The 12,777-nt window shown below is 68.0% G+C and carries 13 protein-coding genes; 8 read left to right on the top strand and 5 right to left on the bottom strand.

The window, feature by feature from the left end; translation table 11 throughout:
- Nucleotides 1-9 precede the first annotated feature (9 nt).
- Genes fabF through BBH56_RS03910 form a run of 6 tightly spaced genes read left to right on the top strand, consistent with a single transcriptional unit; the run spans nt 10 to nt 5,494 of the window.
- A complete protein-coding gene (gene fabF, locus BBH56_RS03935; RefSeq protein WP_148122012.1) occupies nt 10-1,254 on the top strand; it encodes a beta-ketoacyl-ACP synthase II in 1,245 nt (414 codons plus the stop codon).
- Nucleotides 1,251-2,105: an aminodeoxychorismate lyase gene (pabC, locus tag BBH56_RS03930; RefSeq protein ID WP_148122011.1), complete on the top strand. Its 855-nt coding sequence runs from the start codon at nt 1,251-1,253 to the stop codon at nt 2,103-2,105. The genes fabF and pabC overlap by 4 nt, the downstream gene beginning before the upstream one ends.
- Nucleotides 2,102-3,121 (top strand): endolytic transglycosylase MltG, encoded by a 1,020-nt coding sequence (gene mltG, locus BBH56_RS03925; protein ID WP_148122010.1) that lies wholly within the window; start codon nt 2,102-2,104, stop codon nt 3,119-3,121. The genes pabC and mltG overlap by 4 nt, the downstream gene beginning before the upstream one ends.
- Nucleotides 3,122-3,124: 3 nt before the next feature.
- On the top strand, nt 3,125-3,751 hold the full coding sequence (gene tmk / locus BBH56_RS03920) for a dTMP kinase (protein ID WP_148122009.1): 627 nt from the start codon (nt 3,125-3,127) through the stop codon (nt 3,749-3,751).
- Nucleotides 3,741-4,730 (top strand): DNA polymerase III subunit delta', encoded by a 990-nt coding sequence (gene holB / locus BBH56_RS03915; protein WP_157809085.1) that lies wholly within the window; start codon nt 3,741-3,743, stop codon nt 4,728-4,730. The genes tmk and holB overlap by 11 nt, the downstream gene beginning before the upstream one ends.
- Nucleotides 4,727-5,494 (top strand): TatD family hydrolase, encoded by a 768-nt coding sequence (locus tag BBH56_RS03910; RefSeq protein WP_148122007.1) that lies wholly within the window; start codon nt 4,727-4,729, stop codon nt 5,492-5,494. The genes holB and BBH56_RS03910 overlap by 4 nt, the downstream gene beginning before the upstream one ends.
- Here the strand turns inward: BBH56_RS03910 and BBH56_RS03905 are convergent.
- Nucleotides 5,475-6,677 carry a TraB/GumN family protein gene (locus BBH56_RS03905; protein WP_148122735.1) on the bottom strand — a complete coding sequence of 401 codons (1,203 nt, stop codon included), beginning with the start codon at nt 6,675-6,677 and terminating at the stop codon, nt 5,475-5,477. The two genes, BBH56_RS03910 and BBH56_RS03905, sit on opposite strands and share 20 nt — an antisense overlap.
- Before the next feature lie 153 nt (nt 6,678-6,830).
- Here BBH56_RS03905 and arsB point away from each other — a divergent pair, with 153 nt between their 5' ends.
- Both arsB and BBH56_RS03895 read left to right on the top strand, forming a co-directional pair.
- Nucleotides 6,831-7,928 carry an ACR3 family arsenite efflux transporter gene (gene arsB, locus BBH56_RS03900; protein WP_198515258.1) on the top strand — a complete coding sequence of 366 codons (1,098 nt, stop codon included), beginning with the start codon at nt 6,831-6,833 and terminating at the stop codon, nt 7,926-7,928.
- Between the two features lie 3 nt (nt 7,929-7,931).
- Nucleotides 7,932-8,261, top strand: a complete 330-nt coding sequence (locus tag BBH56_RS03895) for a CC/Se motif family (seleno)protein (RefSeq protein WP_318262601.1) — start codon at nt 7,932-7,934, stop codon at nt 8,259-8,261.
- Here the strand turns inward: BBH56_RS03895 and BBH56_RS03890 are convergent.
- From BBH56_RS03890 to BBH56_RS03875, 4 genes are all read right to left on the bottom strand, one after another.
- Nucleotides 8,249-9,625: a GTPase/DUF3482 domain-containing protein gene (locus tag BBH56_RS03890; RefSeq protein WP_148122006.1), complete on the bottom strand. Its 1,377-nt coding sequence runs from the start codon at nt 9,623-9,625 to the stop codon at nt 8,249-8,251. The genes BBH56_RS03895 and BBH56_RS03890 overlap by 13 nt on opposite strands.
- Nucleotides 9,622-10,887, bottom strand: coding sequence for a DUF2868 domain-containing protein (locus BBH56_RS03885; protein ID WP_157809084.1), 1,266 nt, complete (start codon nt 10,885-10,887; stop codon nt 9,622-9,624). The genes BBH56_RS03890 and BBH56_RS03885 overlap by 4 nt, the downstream gene beginning before the upstream one ends.
- Nucleotides 10,888-11,027: 140 nt before the next feature.
- Nucleotides 11,028-11,792 (bottom strand): SDR family NAD(P)-dependent oxidoreductase, encoded by a 765-nt coding sequence (locus BBH56_RS03880; protein WP_318262600.1) that lies wholly within the window; start codon nt 11,790-11,792, stop codon nt 11,028-11,030.
- Nucleotides 11,789-12,748: a D-2-hydroxyacid dehydrogenase gene (locus tag BBH56_RS03875; RefSeq protein WP_148122003.1), complete on the bottom strand. Its 960-nt coding sequence runs from the start codon at nt 12,746-12,748 to the stop codon at nt 11,789-11,791. Before BBH56_RS03875 ends, BBH56_RS03880 begins: the two co-directional genes overlap by 4 nt.
- Between the last annotated feature and the right edge of the window lie 29 nt (nt 12,749-12,777).

The following is a 12,777-nucleotide window of genomic DNA, read 5'->3' as shown; positions in this document are numbered from 1 at the left end:
GGTTCGCGGGTGATCGGACGCAGGGTCGTAGTCACCGGGCTGGGTATCGTGTCGCCGGTGGGCAACACCACTGACAGCGCCTGGCAGAGCATTCGTGAGGGGCGCAGCGGCATTCAGCCGATCCAGCGCTTTGATACGACGCCGTTCGCGGTTCGCTTCGGGGGCGAGGTGCGTGACTTTGACGTCACGCAGTACCTCAGTCGCAAGGAAGCCCGCAAGATGGACCCCTTCATCCATTACGGAATCGCTGCGGCGGTGGATGCGCTGCGGGATTCCGGGCTTACAATCGACTCGGAGAACGCCGACCGGGTGGGCGTCTCCGTGGGCTCCGGCATCGGTGGCATTCACTCCATCGAGGAAGGTCACAAGACCTATCTTGAATCCGGCCCGCGCCGGATATCGCCGTTTTTCATCCCCAGTGCGATCATCAACATGGTCTCGGGCAATCTGTCGATCCTGCTCGGCGCCAAGGGGCCCAACGTCGCGACAGTGACCGCCTGCACCAGTGCCACCCACAACATCGGCCAGAGCGCGCGCATGATCGCCTACGGGGATGCCGATGCGATGATCGCCGGTGGGGCCGAGTTCTCCACCACGCCCACCGGGCTGGGCGGTTTCGCGGCGGCCCGGGCACTGTCCACCCGCAATGACGATCCCCAGGGCGCCAGTCGGCCCTGGGATCAGGGCCGGGACGGCTTTGTGCTGGGCGACGGGGCGGCGGTGCTGATTCTCGAGGAATACGAGCAGGCACGCCGGCGAGGGGCGCCCATTTATGCCGAAATCGCCGGCTTTGGGATGAGCGGGGACGCCCATCACATGACCCTGCCCGCCGAGACGGGCGAGGGGGCGCAGCGCTGCATGGACCGGGCGCTGGAAGACGCCGGCATGAACCCGGATGAGATCGACTACGTCAACGCCCACGGCACCTCCACCCAGGCCGGCGACCGCGCCGAGCTGCGGGCGGTGCAGGGCACCTTCGGCGAGCACGCGCGGCGCCTGCCGGTGAGCTCCACCAAATCGATGACCGGGCATCTGCTGGGCGCCGCGGGTGGGGTCGAGGCGGTCTTCACGCTGCTCGCCATGCGCGACGGCATCCTGCCGCCCACCATCAATCTCGAAACACCGGACGAGGATCTCGACATGGACCTTGTCCCCAATGTCGCGCGTGACCAACCGATCCAGGCCGCCCTGTCCAATTCATTCGGTTTTGGTGGCACCAACGGGACGGTGATCTTTCGCGCGCTTGACGCGTGAACGCCGCCCGCGACGCCTGTCGGGTCAACGGCGAGCCGGGCACCGTTGCCGGCATCGATGATCGCGGTCTGCGTTACGGGGATGGCGTCTTCGAGACTCTCGCCATCGTCGGGCATCAGCCACAGCTTTGGACACGGCATCTTGACCGGCTCGAGACCGGCTGCCGCCGACTCGGTCTGCCAGTTCCGTCCCGCGGGCGTTGGCAGGCCGATCTGGCAGCGCTGGCCCTGCCACGATTCGGCACGCTCCGACTGACCGTTACCCGGGGTGAAGGGGGGCGCGGCTATGCGCCGCCGACGGCGCCACAGACGACGACGATCACTCAATGCGGCGCGGTGCCCGAGCGCCCCGATGACTGGTGGCAGACGGGCGTCGCCGTGCGATTCTGTGAGACCCGGCTCGCGGTCCAGCCGGCGCTGGCCGGGATCAAGCATCTCAATCGGCTTGAGCAGGTCCTCGCGCGGGGCGAGTGGAGCGATCCGGGCACTGCCGAGGGCGTCATGGAGGCAATGGATGGACGCATCATCGAGGCGACCAGCAGCAATCTCATCATCGATCAGGGGGATCACCTCTGCGCGCCCGCTACCGATGATTGCGGCGTGGACGGTGTGATGCAGGGCTGGCTGCTCGATCGGGCGGCGGCCAGCGGCGCGTCGGTCAAGCGGACCGCCGTGCGGCGGGCGGATCTCTGGCAGGCGCGGGGCGTCATGCTGGTGAACAGCCTCATCGGCCTGTGGCCCGTACGGACACTGGCCGGTCACCCCCTCCCGCGCAGTCCCTGGGCGGATCGACTCCAGGATGAGCTGGTCCGCGCAGGCACGGCGCTGCTGCCGGCGGTGGTCAGATCATGAGCCGGCGGCGTGTGGGCTTGATCGCGGCGGCACTGATGGCGACGCTGGCGGTGGTCGTCGTGGTTGTGGTGACCAGTAGCGTTCGACACCTCGAGACCGCCCCCATGGTCCGCAGCGATGCGGCGCCGCTCACCGTTGAACGGGGCACCAGCTTTGCCCGGGTGGCCGATGAGCTGGCCGAGCGGGACCTCATCGACCATCCGCTGGCGCTGCGGCTTTACGCGCGCTGGCAGGATCTGGCCAATCGCATCCAGGCCGGGGAGTACGCCATCAGCGCCGGCCTGACCGCAGCCGGACTGGTCCAGCGCATGGTCCAGGGCAGGGTCATCGAGTACGAAATCACACTGGTTGAGGGCTGGCGCGTGGACGAAGCGCTCGCCGCCATCCGCCGCCACCCGCAGATCCGCCAGACACTGCCCGCCGGTGTCACCCATGCGGCGCTGATGAGCGCCATCGGTCGCCCCGGCGAGGCCGCGGAAGGCCGCTTCCTGCCCGAGACCTACCGCTTTCCGCGCGGCGAGACCGATGTCGAGATATTGCGACGCGCCAATCGGGATCTGGAATCGACCCTCGCATCGATCTGGGCGCAACGCGCGCAGCCAACGCCCCTGGACAGCCCCGATGAGCTGCTGACGCTTGCCTCGATCATTGAAAAGGAGACCGGACAGGCCGCGGAGCGTCGCCGCATTGCCGGTGTCTTCGTGCGTCGGCTGCGCCAGGGCATGCGCCTGCAGACGGATCCAACCGTGATCTACGGACTGGGCGAGCGATTCGACGGCGATCTCCTGCGGCGTCATCTGCGCACCGACAATCCGTATAACACCTACACCCGTCACGGTCTGCCGCCCACACCGATCGCCCTCGCCGGACGCGCGGCCATCGAGGCGGCGGCGGATCCGGCCGCCGGCGACAGCCTGTATTTCGTCAGCCGCGGCGACGGCAGCCACGTCTTCTCGGACACCCTCAAGGCGCATAATCGGGCGGTGCGCCGCTACCAGCTCGGGGAGGGCGACTGACCCATGGACACGGGCCGCCTGATCACCGTCGAGGGGACCGAAGGTGCCGGCAAGAGCTCGGCACTGGCGGTCATCCGTGATTGGGTGACCGCGCACGGGGGGGAGCCGGTGGTCACGCGGGAGCCCGGCGGGACCGCGCTGGGCGAGGAGCTGCGCGAGGTGCTGCTGGGCCATCGGGAGGCCGGGATGAGTGCCGAGGCGGAGGTGCTGTTGATGTTCGCCGCCCGTGCCGAGCATGTACGGACCATCATCCAGCCGGCTCTGCAGGCCGGGCAGTGGGTGATCTGTGATCGATTCACCGATGCCAGTCTGGCCTATCAGGGCGGCGGGCGTGGTCTGGGCATCGAGCGGGTGAGGGCGCTGGCCGACTGGCTGCTCGGCGACCTGCAACCGGGACTGACCCTGTGGCTGGACCTGCCTGTGGCGACCGGGCTGGCACGGGCGGCGGGGCGCAGCGCGCCCGACCGGTTCGAGTCCGAACGGGCGCGTTTTTTTGAGGCGGTGCGGGCGGCCTATGCCGAGCTCGCGAACGCCAATCCCGCCCGCATCGCTCGTGTGGATGCCACGCAATCGCTGGCCCGGGTGGGCGCGGCCATCGAGACCCTCCTCGACGAGCACTATGATGACTGAGCCCGCTGGCGTTGATGCCCACACAACCCGCCCCATGCCCTGGCAGCAGCGCGCCTGGGAGCGATTCGCGGCGAGCATCGAGGCCAATCGCGTGCCCCATGCCGTGCTGCTCGGTGGGCCGGCGGGGACCGGCAAACGGGCGCTGGCCGAAGCCATGGCGGCGCGGCTGCTCTGCAGTCAGCCGGTGGACACCCGCGCCTGTGATGACTGCCGGGACTGCCGGCTGCGGCGGGCCGGCAGTCATCCCGACTATCAGATTGTCGAGCCCGCCGAGGGGGGCAGCGGCATCCTCAAGATCGAAGCCACCCGGGCGCTGACCGAATTCAGTCATCACACCAGTCAGCACAACCGCCGCCGGGTGGTGGTCCTGACCCAGGCCGAGGCGATGAACCGCCACGCGGCCAACGCGCTGCTCAAGACCCTCGAGGAACCGCCGGATGGCATGGTGCTCATCCTGGTCAGCCATCAACCCGGGCGCCTGAGTGCGACCATCCGCAGCCGCTGCCAGTACGAGCGCCTCGGCATTCCGCCACAGGCAAGCGCCCGGGCGTGGCTGCAGGCGCAGGGCGTGAACGCGCCGGAGGCATTGCTCGCATTGGCGGGGGGCAGTCCGCTCACCGCCCGCCAGCTGGCGGCCGAGAAGGGCATGCAGCGCTTCGAGGCGCTGGCCGCTGCGCTGGCTGCCGTCATCCAGGGGCACCAGAGTGCGGTGGCGGCCGCCACTGACTGGCGTCCGGTGGGCGCGCTCGAGACCACACGGCTCATGCAGCAGCTCGCCATTCAATTGATGCGTGGCGCGACCGATCCCCGTCAGCGGCTGAGTGGTCACCCGGCGCTCGAGGGGCTTCAAACGCTGCTCGACAGCGCGCGTCTCGCCCGCATCCAGGGGGATCTCCTGCCACTGCGTGAAGCCGCCGAACAACCGCTCAGCCGCGAACTGTCCATCGAGGCCCTGTTCCTGACCTGGAGGCGACCATGATTGTGGATTCACATTGCCACTTCCATCTGCTCGAGCGACCGGGGAGCGCCGATGCCGCGCTGGCCGAGGCCCGGGCAGCGGGCGTGGATGCGTTCCTGAATGTGGCGGTCGCGGTGGAGGAACGCGACCGATTGACGGCCTTCAGCGAGCGCCATAATGACTTCTACACCTCGGTAGGGGTGCATCCCTGCGGCCGCGGCGAGGATCCGGATGCCCCGGCACTGGCCGCCATGGCCGATCACCCACGGGTGGTGGCGATCGGCGAGACGGGGCTCGATTATGGCGATGGCCCGGGGGACTACACCTGGCAGCAGGACCGGTTTCGCCGGCATATCGAGGCGGCGCGCCTCTCAGGCCGACCGATCATCGTCCACAGCCGCCAGGCGCCCGCGGATACGCTGGCCATTCTGCGCGAGAGCGGGGCGGAGACGGTGGGTGGCGTCATTCACTGCTTTGTCGAGGATGAAGCCACGGCCCGCGGGCTGCTTGATCTGGGGTTCTATCTCTCGCTATCGGGGATTCTGACCTTCCGGCGCGCGGAGTCGCTGCGCGCCACCGCGCGGGGATTGCCCATGGACCGACTGCTGGTGGAAACCGACTGCCCCTACCTGGCCCCGGTGCCGCACCGCGGCCAGGAGAACCGGCCCGCTTGGGTGCACTCAGTGATCGAATGCCTGGCCGAGCTCAAGGGCCTGTCGCCGGCGGCAGTGGCCGATCAGACCGCCGAGAACTTCTTCGCGTGCTTCACACGAGCTGCCCGATGATCCGAAAGCCCGCCAGATAGGTGCCCGCCGCCGAGCCGAGCGTCGCGAACAGGAACACCAGCAGCGTGCGCGCGACCCGGTTGCGCCACCAGCCGCGCCAGTCCGCCACCGCTTCGCGCAGCCCGCGAAAGTCCTCCACCCGCGGTCGGCGGCTCATCAGTTCAATCGCCGCGGCTACGAAACCCGCCCCGATGGTGGGGTTGAGCGATGTCAGCGGCGCGGCGACAAACGAGCCGATCACCGTAAACGGATGACCCCGTGCGAGGGCGGTGCCCAACGCGCAGAGGCTGCCATTGATCAGCACCCAGTCGCCGACCAGTTGCCAGCCCAGTTCGCTGCTGCGGCCAAAGCCGATGGCGAAGCCGGTGAGAATGATCGCCACCACCACCCAGGGCAGGACCTTGGGCCAGCGTGACCGGGGCGGGACCTGTTCGAGACGTCGGGATTCCGCGGCCGGATCGTCGATGCCGTCACTGAGCGCCTGCTCGAGCCCGCTCAGATGGCCCGCGCCCACCACCACCAGGACCGAGCGGGGTGTCGTCTCCGCGGCCTGGATGTTGGCCAGCAGCTGCGCGGCCATGTACCGGTCGCGCTCGCTGATCAGCGGCTCGAACAGGCGCGCCGAGCCGGCCGCGAACTCGCTGAAGGTCGACTCCAGCATGTCGCCCTGTTTGAGTCGCTCGATGTCATCCGCGCTCACCTGATCGCGCGAGAGCAGGCTGCCGATCAGACCCATGAACAGCGACGGCCGCTGCCACCAGGGGACGTTGCGGTAAACCCGCTTGAGGGTCGTCCCGATGTCGCGATCGATGCGCCAGACCGGCAGGCGGCGACGGCGGCCACCGTGAATGGCGGCCTCGAGTTCAGCGCCGGGGCGGATATCAAACTGATCGGCGAGACGCTGCTGATAGGCCCCCAACGCCAGACTCGCGATCACCATACCGGCCTTGCCGCTGCGCAGGATCTCAAACAGATCCATCTGCTCGACGGCCTGTGGGTCCATGAGGTTCTGATAGCGACTGTCGCAGAGTTCGACGGCGATCGTATCGTAGTCACCGCGGTCCACCTCGCGGCGCACATCCGCGATACTCTGTGGCGAGACATGGGCGGTCCCGAGCAGGGTGAAAGTCGTGCCGCCGATCCGGACGGTGCGGATCAGCGTGGTGTCGTCATTACTGGCCATTGGCGTCTCGGGCTGCATCGGCGGTGCATTATCGCGGGGTCGGCGGCCATTGGCCAGTCACGTCGGTCGGTCCGACGGGGTTTGCGATGACAGCGGCCCAGCGCTTAGACTTATCTGGACATACGCATACCGGCATATAAGGATACTTCCCGCATGAGTGCTGATCCGCAGGCGACGCCGTCGGCGCCGGATATCCGCGAGGGCATGGGTTTTTTCGAGCGCTACCTGTCGGTCTGGGTGGCGCTCGCGATCGCCGCGGGCGTGGCCCTCGGCCAGCTCGCACCCGCGGTGCCGGCCACGCTGTCGCAGTTCGAATACGCCCAGGTCTCGATCCCCATCGCGGTACTGATCTGGGCGATGATCTTTCCCATGATGGTGCAGATCGATTTCTCGTCGATCCTGGGCGTGCGACGCCAACCGCGCGGGTTGATCATCACCACCACCGTCAACTGGCTGATCAAACCGTTCAGCATGTTCCTGATTGCCGGTCTTTTTCTGCTGATCCTGTTCGAGCCGTTCATTGCCGCGGAGCGCGCCCGGGAGTATCTGGCGGGAGCCATCCTGCTGGGCGCCGCACCGTGTACGGCGATGGTGTTCGTCTGGAGCTACCTGACCCGCGGGGACCCGGCCTATACGCTCGTGCAGGTCTCGCTCAACGATCTGATCATGCTGGTGGCGTTCGCACCCATCGTGATGCTGCTGCTGGGCCTTTCAAGCATCGAGGTGCCCTGGGCGACGATGCTGCTCTCGGTGCTGATGTACATCGTCATCCCGCTGGCCGCCGGCTACCTGACCCGGGTGATGGTGATCCGGCGGCGGGGCCAGGCCTGGTTTGACGAGACATTCATGCGCCGGCTCGCGCCGGTCACACCCATCGGTCTGATCGCCACGCTGGTGCTGCTGTTCGCCTTCCAGGGTGAAGTCATCCTCCAGAACCCCCTGCATATCGCCCTGATCGCCGTCCCGCTGATCGTCCAGACCGTGCTGATCTTCGCCATCGCCTATCTGTGGGCGCAGCGCTGGGGTGTGCCGCATGCCATCGCCGCACCGGGGGCGATGATCGGCGCGAGCAATTTCTTTGAACTGGCGGTGGCCGCCGCCATCGGCCTGTTCGGCGTCCATTCGGGGGCGGCGCTCGCGACCGTCGTCGGGGTGCTTGTCGAGGTGCCGCTGATGCTGGCGCTGGTCAAGGTCGCCAACCGGACCCGGCCGATGTTCGAGCGCGCGGCGCCCGCCACGGCGACGTCCTAGGGAATGGACTCGGCAGGCGTTCGCATCGACCCGCGCGCCCGGCGCTGGCTGACGGGGCACGGCGGCGCCGTCACGCTCCGGTCCGCGCCGAGGCATGGTTGCTGCGGCGGCACGGCACGGCTGCCGGTGGCCGAACCCGGGCCACCGGCGTCGGCCGACGCCGACGCCTACCGCCTGAAGACGGTGGACGGGATCCATGTTTACCTCGCGGCGCCCCTTGCGGAGGGCGTGCAAACGCTGACGGTGCGCCTCGAGGGCCTGCTCGGCTGGCACCGGTTGTTCGTCGAAACACCGGATGCCGGCGGCCAACCGCCGGACGATCAATCGATGTAGAAGTCGGGCAGGCTCGCGCTGATCCGCTCGATCACCTCGTTGCGTCGCGCGGTATCGCGGAAGGCCGCATTCAGCGATGACCATTCCGGATGACGGCGCGCCTCACGCAACAGTTCCACCCGCTCGCTGTTCTCGAAAAGCGCCGACTGCGCCCCGGCGAGCGTATCGGTGGTGGCATGCCCGCGGTGGTTGAGGGCGCTGATCAGATGCAGCTGGCGGGCGGTGAGCCGCTCGAGTGTCTCATCACTCACGCAGACCGGCTGCTGACCGTAGGACCGCCGCCATAACGGCGGGCCAAGGGCCACGGCCGCGCCGACCCCGGTGCCCACCAGCAGCCCCAGCAACAGCCCGGTCCGTGTGCCCATCAGGCCGGTGGCGAGCCCCAGGGCGCCACCCAGTACCACGCCAATACCCGCGTAGATGGCGGTCTGGCGGGCGTAGCGCTTGAGCGAGTCGGCATTGAAGACATCATCCGGCCAGTAACCACTCGCCAGTGGCCAGTCCTGATCCTCATAGTCCTCGTCGGCGAACGCGTAGAGGCCCAGCAGCGTTTCGCTACAGACCTGTTCGCGGGCCCGAATGGCCTCACGGAGGGCCTCCAGCGAGGGATCCGGGCCGTTGGGGTCAGTGGGCTGGATGGCGCGCTGGGCCGCGGCGGCATCCACCAACAGGGTGGCGATGGTCTCGCGGGCGGCGGCCCGGCAATGGGCTTCCTCGCTCTCACGATGGGCGATCCAGGCCTCGATCGTCGGTTCAAAATCATTGAGTTGGCTCGCAATCTTACGGTAGAGCTGCAACTCGGTTTCGAAGCTCCGCACCCGCGCATCAAAAGCGACGACGGTGTGCAGCGTCACGCGGGCGAGGGCGTCGCGCCATTCCGACTCACGGCTGTCATCCGCCGCCACGAAGTTGAGCACGGCGATGATCGGGCGCGCGCTGGCGGCGAGGACCGCGAGCTCGTCCTTGTACTTCTCGAGCACGGGTTCGCGGACGTCAATGACATAGAGCAGGCCATCGCAGCTCAGGGTCAGCTCGAGGACCCGGGTTTCCTCGGGAAACCGGCGGGCGATATCGGCATCGTCGAGTAGCCGACGCAGGGCGGCCAGTCCGTCATGGCGCTCGGTGCTTGATTCATCGAGATGCTCGAGCAGCGCCGGCGCGTTCTCCAGACCCGGCGAATCCCACAGCCGCAGGCGGGTGGCCTCGCCATCATCCAGCGTTGCCGCCGACACCCGGCGGGTGGTGCCACCGCGATCCTCGACCTCGCCGAAATTGCGGTTACGCGTGAGCGTGCGCACCAGTGAGGTCTTGCCGGCGTTGGTGTGCCCGACGATTCCGATGTCGAGGGGGGCGGCGTCGGTCATAAGGCCTCCGCGTCATGGGTCCATTGGCGAATGGAGGCAATCGCCGCCGGATCCGGTTGATGATGATCGAATACGACACAATCGGCGCCGATGGAATCAGCGAGCCGGTGCCAGTCGGCGATACGGGCGTCGGGATCGCCGCCGCGCTCCAGAAGCGCAAGGCGGTCGTGCAGCACAAGAATGAGCGGCGCGCCGGCCGTCTCGGCCATGTCACCGAGGATCTGCGCCGTGCCGGTATCGGGCGTGCGCAGCACCGAGCAGGTGGCGAGCAGCCCGGGCGGCGGGTGCGGGCGCTCACGCAACACCGAGGCGAGGGCGCGGCGCTCGGATCGGGTATCCACCGATCCCAGCACCGCGGCGTCGAGATCGGGCACGGCGGCCTGAAGATCATCGGCGGTGCGCTCAGCGGCAAACACCCGCACTGGGCCGCTGGCGGTTTCATCGGCCTGACGCGGGGCGCGCGGCAGGGTCGCCATCGGCGCCTCGGACTGATTGGCCGGGACCGAGCCGGCATGCACCCGGTCGCGCAGCTGCAGGTAGCCCGGCAGCGTGACATCCAGTGTCATGCGCCGGCTGAGATAGCCCGCGAGAGCGGTGTAGCCCAGCATCAGGAGCAGCCGCGGCAGCGCCGCGTAGAGCGCGATCTGAGTGGTCGGTGCCAGCCCGGAGCCGGCGCTGAGTAAAGCCGCGACGGCCGCGCCCGTATAAGCGAGCCATGTCGCATGCACCGCGGCCGCCAGGCACGCCTGACCGCCACGCGTTCGCAGCAGATAGACCCCGGCACGGGTCACATCCGCCGCCAGATCACCGCGCAGCCATCGTGGACCAAGGGATTCAAGGGCGATGCGCGCAACAGCCCCCGCAAGACCGCCGTTAAGGCCCCGTAGGCGACGAACGGCCGTCACCGCAAGCCAGCCCAGCAGGGCAAGGGTGGGAAGGCCCACAAGCGCCACCTGGGCCGTCTGAGTGTCGATGCCTTCCGGCTGGAGACTGGATCGGGCAACCAGCATCCCCGCGAAGGCGGCGCCGATGATCACCAGGCTGACGGCGCCAGCGGCGCCAAGCTGCAGGCGCCGGACATCCGCGGCGGTACCCGATGCCAGCGGCAGTGTCGACGCGCGGGCCGCCAGCTGATCGGTCATTGCGCCACGGGTCGAGCGTGCCACGGCGTTGGCCGTTTCATCGTCGCGGCGGCGACCGTGCTGCTGCTCATGAAGTCGCACCGATTCGGTGAGCAACCATTCGTGAAAATTGAGCGCCATAGCAGAACAGGTTAGCAAGGTCGGGGCCGGCTCAGAAGCGAGCGGGGTTTTATCCCAACCAACCATTAGTGCGCATAATATATATTATGTTAAATGTAAGACGTCATCGTAGTACCTCAGCCCCCGTGTGACCGCCACTTTCAACCGCCCACCACCTGATCCCAGTGCTCGCGGATGTCCCACTCCTGTTCGCTGAAACGCTCGCCCGGCAGCGCCAGGACCGCCGCCATGAAGGTGGCCACCTGCGCGGGCGCCGTCAGGGCATCGTTGGCCTTGAGCGCGCGAAAGTTCTCCACCGCTGGAAAGTCATCGACGGATTGCGAGCGGATCAGCGACTGCATCGGCGTATCCACCACGCCCGGGCGCAGACTCCCGACATGCACCGCGGCGTTGCCCATCTCGGCCTTGAGCACCTGATAGGCCATATGCAGCGCGGCCTTGCTGATGCAGTACGCGCCCCAACCCGGCATGGCCCGGTGCGCGGCGCCCGATGACACGTGCAGGATGCGGCCATTGTTGGCCATTCGCCCCCGCAACGCCCGACTGAGCGCAATCGGGGCTTCCAGATTGATGGCCATATGGCTGCGGAGCGCCTCGGCCGACTGCTCGAGCAGCGGACCCACCGGCTCCAGGACCCCGGCGTTATGAACCAGTGCGCGGATCGGCTGATCGCCCAGCGCCTCGATAATTGCCGCGCGGCCGGCATCGCTGGCCACATCCGCCGGCACGGCGCGGACCAGCGGATATTCATCCGCCAATGCCTGCAGCGGCGCCTCGCGCCGGCCGATGGCAAGCACCGGCTGGGCCCTGGCCGCGTAATGTATGGCCAGCGCCCGGCCGATCCCCGTGCCGGCGCCCGTGATCACGCCAACGCCTTCGTGCATGTCGGCTCCTTTTGGGTTCATGTCACACACCTTATGGGCGCACCGGCCATCCAGGCGCGCAGGTTCTCGATACTCTGCTCGACGATCCGCTGACGGGCGCGCCGGCTGCCCCACGCACTGTGCGGCGTGATGATCAGGTTCGGCAGCCCGGGCGCGAGCAATGGATTGCCATTGACCGGTGGTTCAGCGGACAGAACGTCCAGCCCTGCCCCGCCGATCCCGCCCGTGCGCAGCGCATGCGCCAGTGCCGGCTCGTCAATCAGCCCACCGCGGGCGGTATTGATCAGAAGTGCGGTGGATTTCATGCGCCCGAGGACGCGGGCGTCGATCATCCGGTGAGTGGCGTCAGTCAGCGGACAGTGCAGCGTCAGGACATCGGCGCACTCGACCCCCGCCTCGAACGACAGCCGGCCCGGGCGCGGGTCCGCGACGCCCGGGCGTTCGGCAAGCTGGACGGTCATGCCCAGGGCTTCGGCCTTATGGGCCACCGCCGCCCCCAGATCGCCATAACCCACCACCACCAGTGTCTGCCCGGCAAGCTCGCGGATCGGGTAGTCAAGCAGGCAGAAGTCCGGCGACTGGGCCCAGCGTCCGCGCTGGACGGCCTGGTGGTAGTCCACCAGCCGGGTGGATAGCGCCAGCATGAGTGTGATCGCGTGCTGACTCACCGCTTCGATGCCATAACCGCGGCAATGGGTCACGGTGACGCCGCGGGCCCGGGCGGCCTCGACGTCGATGTTGTTCACGCCAGTCGCCACCACATTGATCAGCGCAAGCTGCGGGCAGGCATCCAACGTGGGCGCACCAATCACACACTTGTTGGTGATGGCGATGCGCGCCTCACCGATGGTCTCACTGATCGCATCGGGCGCGGTACGGCCGACCGGGCGCCAGGCGTCGCTGAGGTCCGCCAGGGCACTCAGATCGAGGTCGCCGCGATCCAGCGTATCCCGGTCGAGGAAGACCGTTTCGCTCATGACCGCCCCACCCCGCCGGCTTTTATGCA

It is taken from the genome of Spiribacter roseus (assembly GCF_002813635.1).
Lineage (GTDB): Bacteria > Pseudomonadota > Gammaproteobacteria > Nitrococcales > Nitrococcaceae > Spiribacter > Spiribacter roseus.
This window is presented reverse-complemented; position numbering and strand designations above follow the sequence as displayed.

Bases quoted from the DNA above. Each gene is read 5' to 3' on its own strand.
- mltG (WP_148122010.1), top strand. From the start codon at position 2,102: ATGAGCCGGCGGCGTGTGGGCTTGATCGCGGCGGCACTGATGGCGACG.
- tmk (WP_148122009.1), top strand. From the start codon at position 3,125: ATGGACACGGGCCGCCTGATCACCGTCGAGGGGACCGAAGGTGCCGGC.
- holB (WP_157809085.1), top strand. From the start codon at position 3,741: ATGATGACTGAGCCCGCTGGCGTTGATGCCCACACAACCCGCCCCATG.
- BBH56_RS03910 (WP_148122007.1), top strand. From the start codon at position 4,727: ATGATTGTGGATTCACATTGCCACTTCCATCTGCTCGAGCGACCGGGG.
- BBH56_RS03905 (WP_148122735.1), bottom strand. From the start codon at position 6,677: ATGGCCAGTAATGACGACACCACGCTGATCCGCACCGTCCGGATCGGC.
- arsB (WP_198515258.1), top strand. From the start codon at position 6,831: ATGAGTGCTGATCCGCAGGCGACGCCGTCGGCGCCGGATATCCGCGAG.
- BBH56_RS03895 (WP_318262601.1), top strand. From the start codon at position 7,932: ATGGACTCGGCAGGCGTTCGCATCGACCCGCGCGCCCGGCGCTGGCTG.
- BBH56_RS03890 (WP_148122006.1), bottom strand. From the start codon at position 9,625: ATGACCGACGCCGCCCCCCTCGACATCGGAATCGTCGGGCACACCAAC.
- BBH56_RS03885 (WP_157809084.1), bottom strand. From the start codon at position 10,887: ATGGCGCTCAATTTTCACGAATGGTTGCTCACCGAATCGGTGCGACTT.
- BBH56_RS03880 (WP_318262600.1), bottom strand. From the start codon at position 11,792: ATGAACCCAAAAGGAGCCGACATGCACGAAGGCGTTGGCGTGATCACG.
- BBH56_RS03875 (WP_148122003.1), bottom strand. From the start codon at position 12,748: ATGAGCGAAACGGTCTTCCTCGACCGGGATACGCTGGATCGCGGCGAC.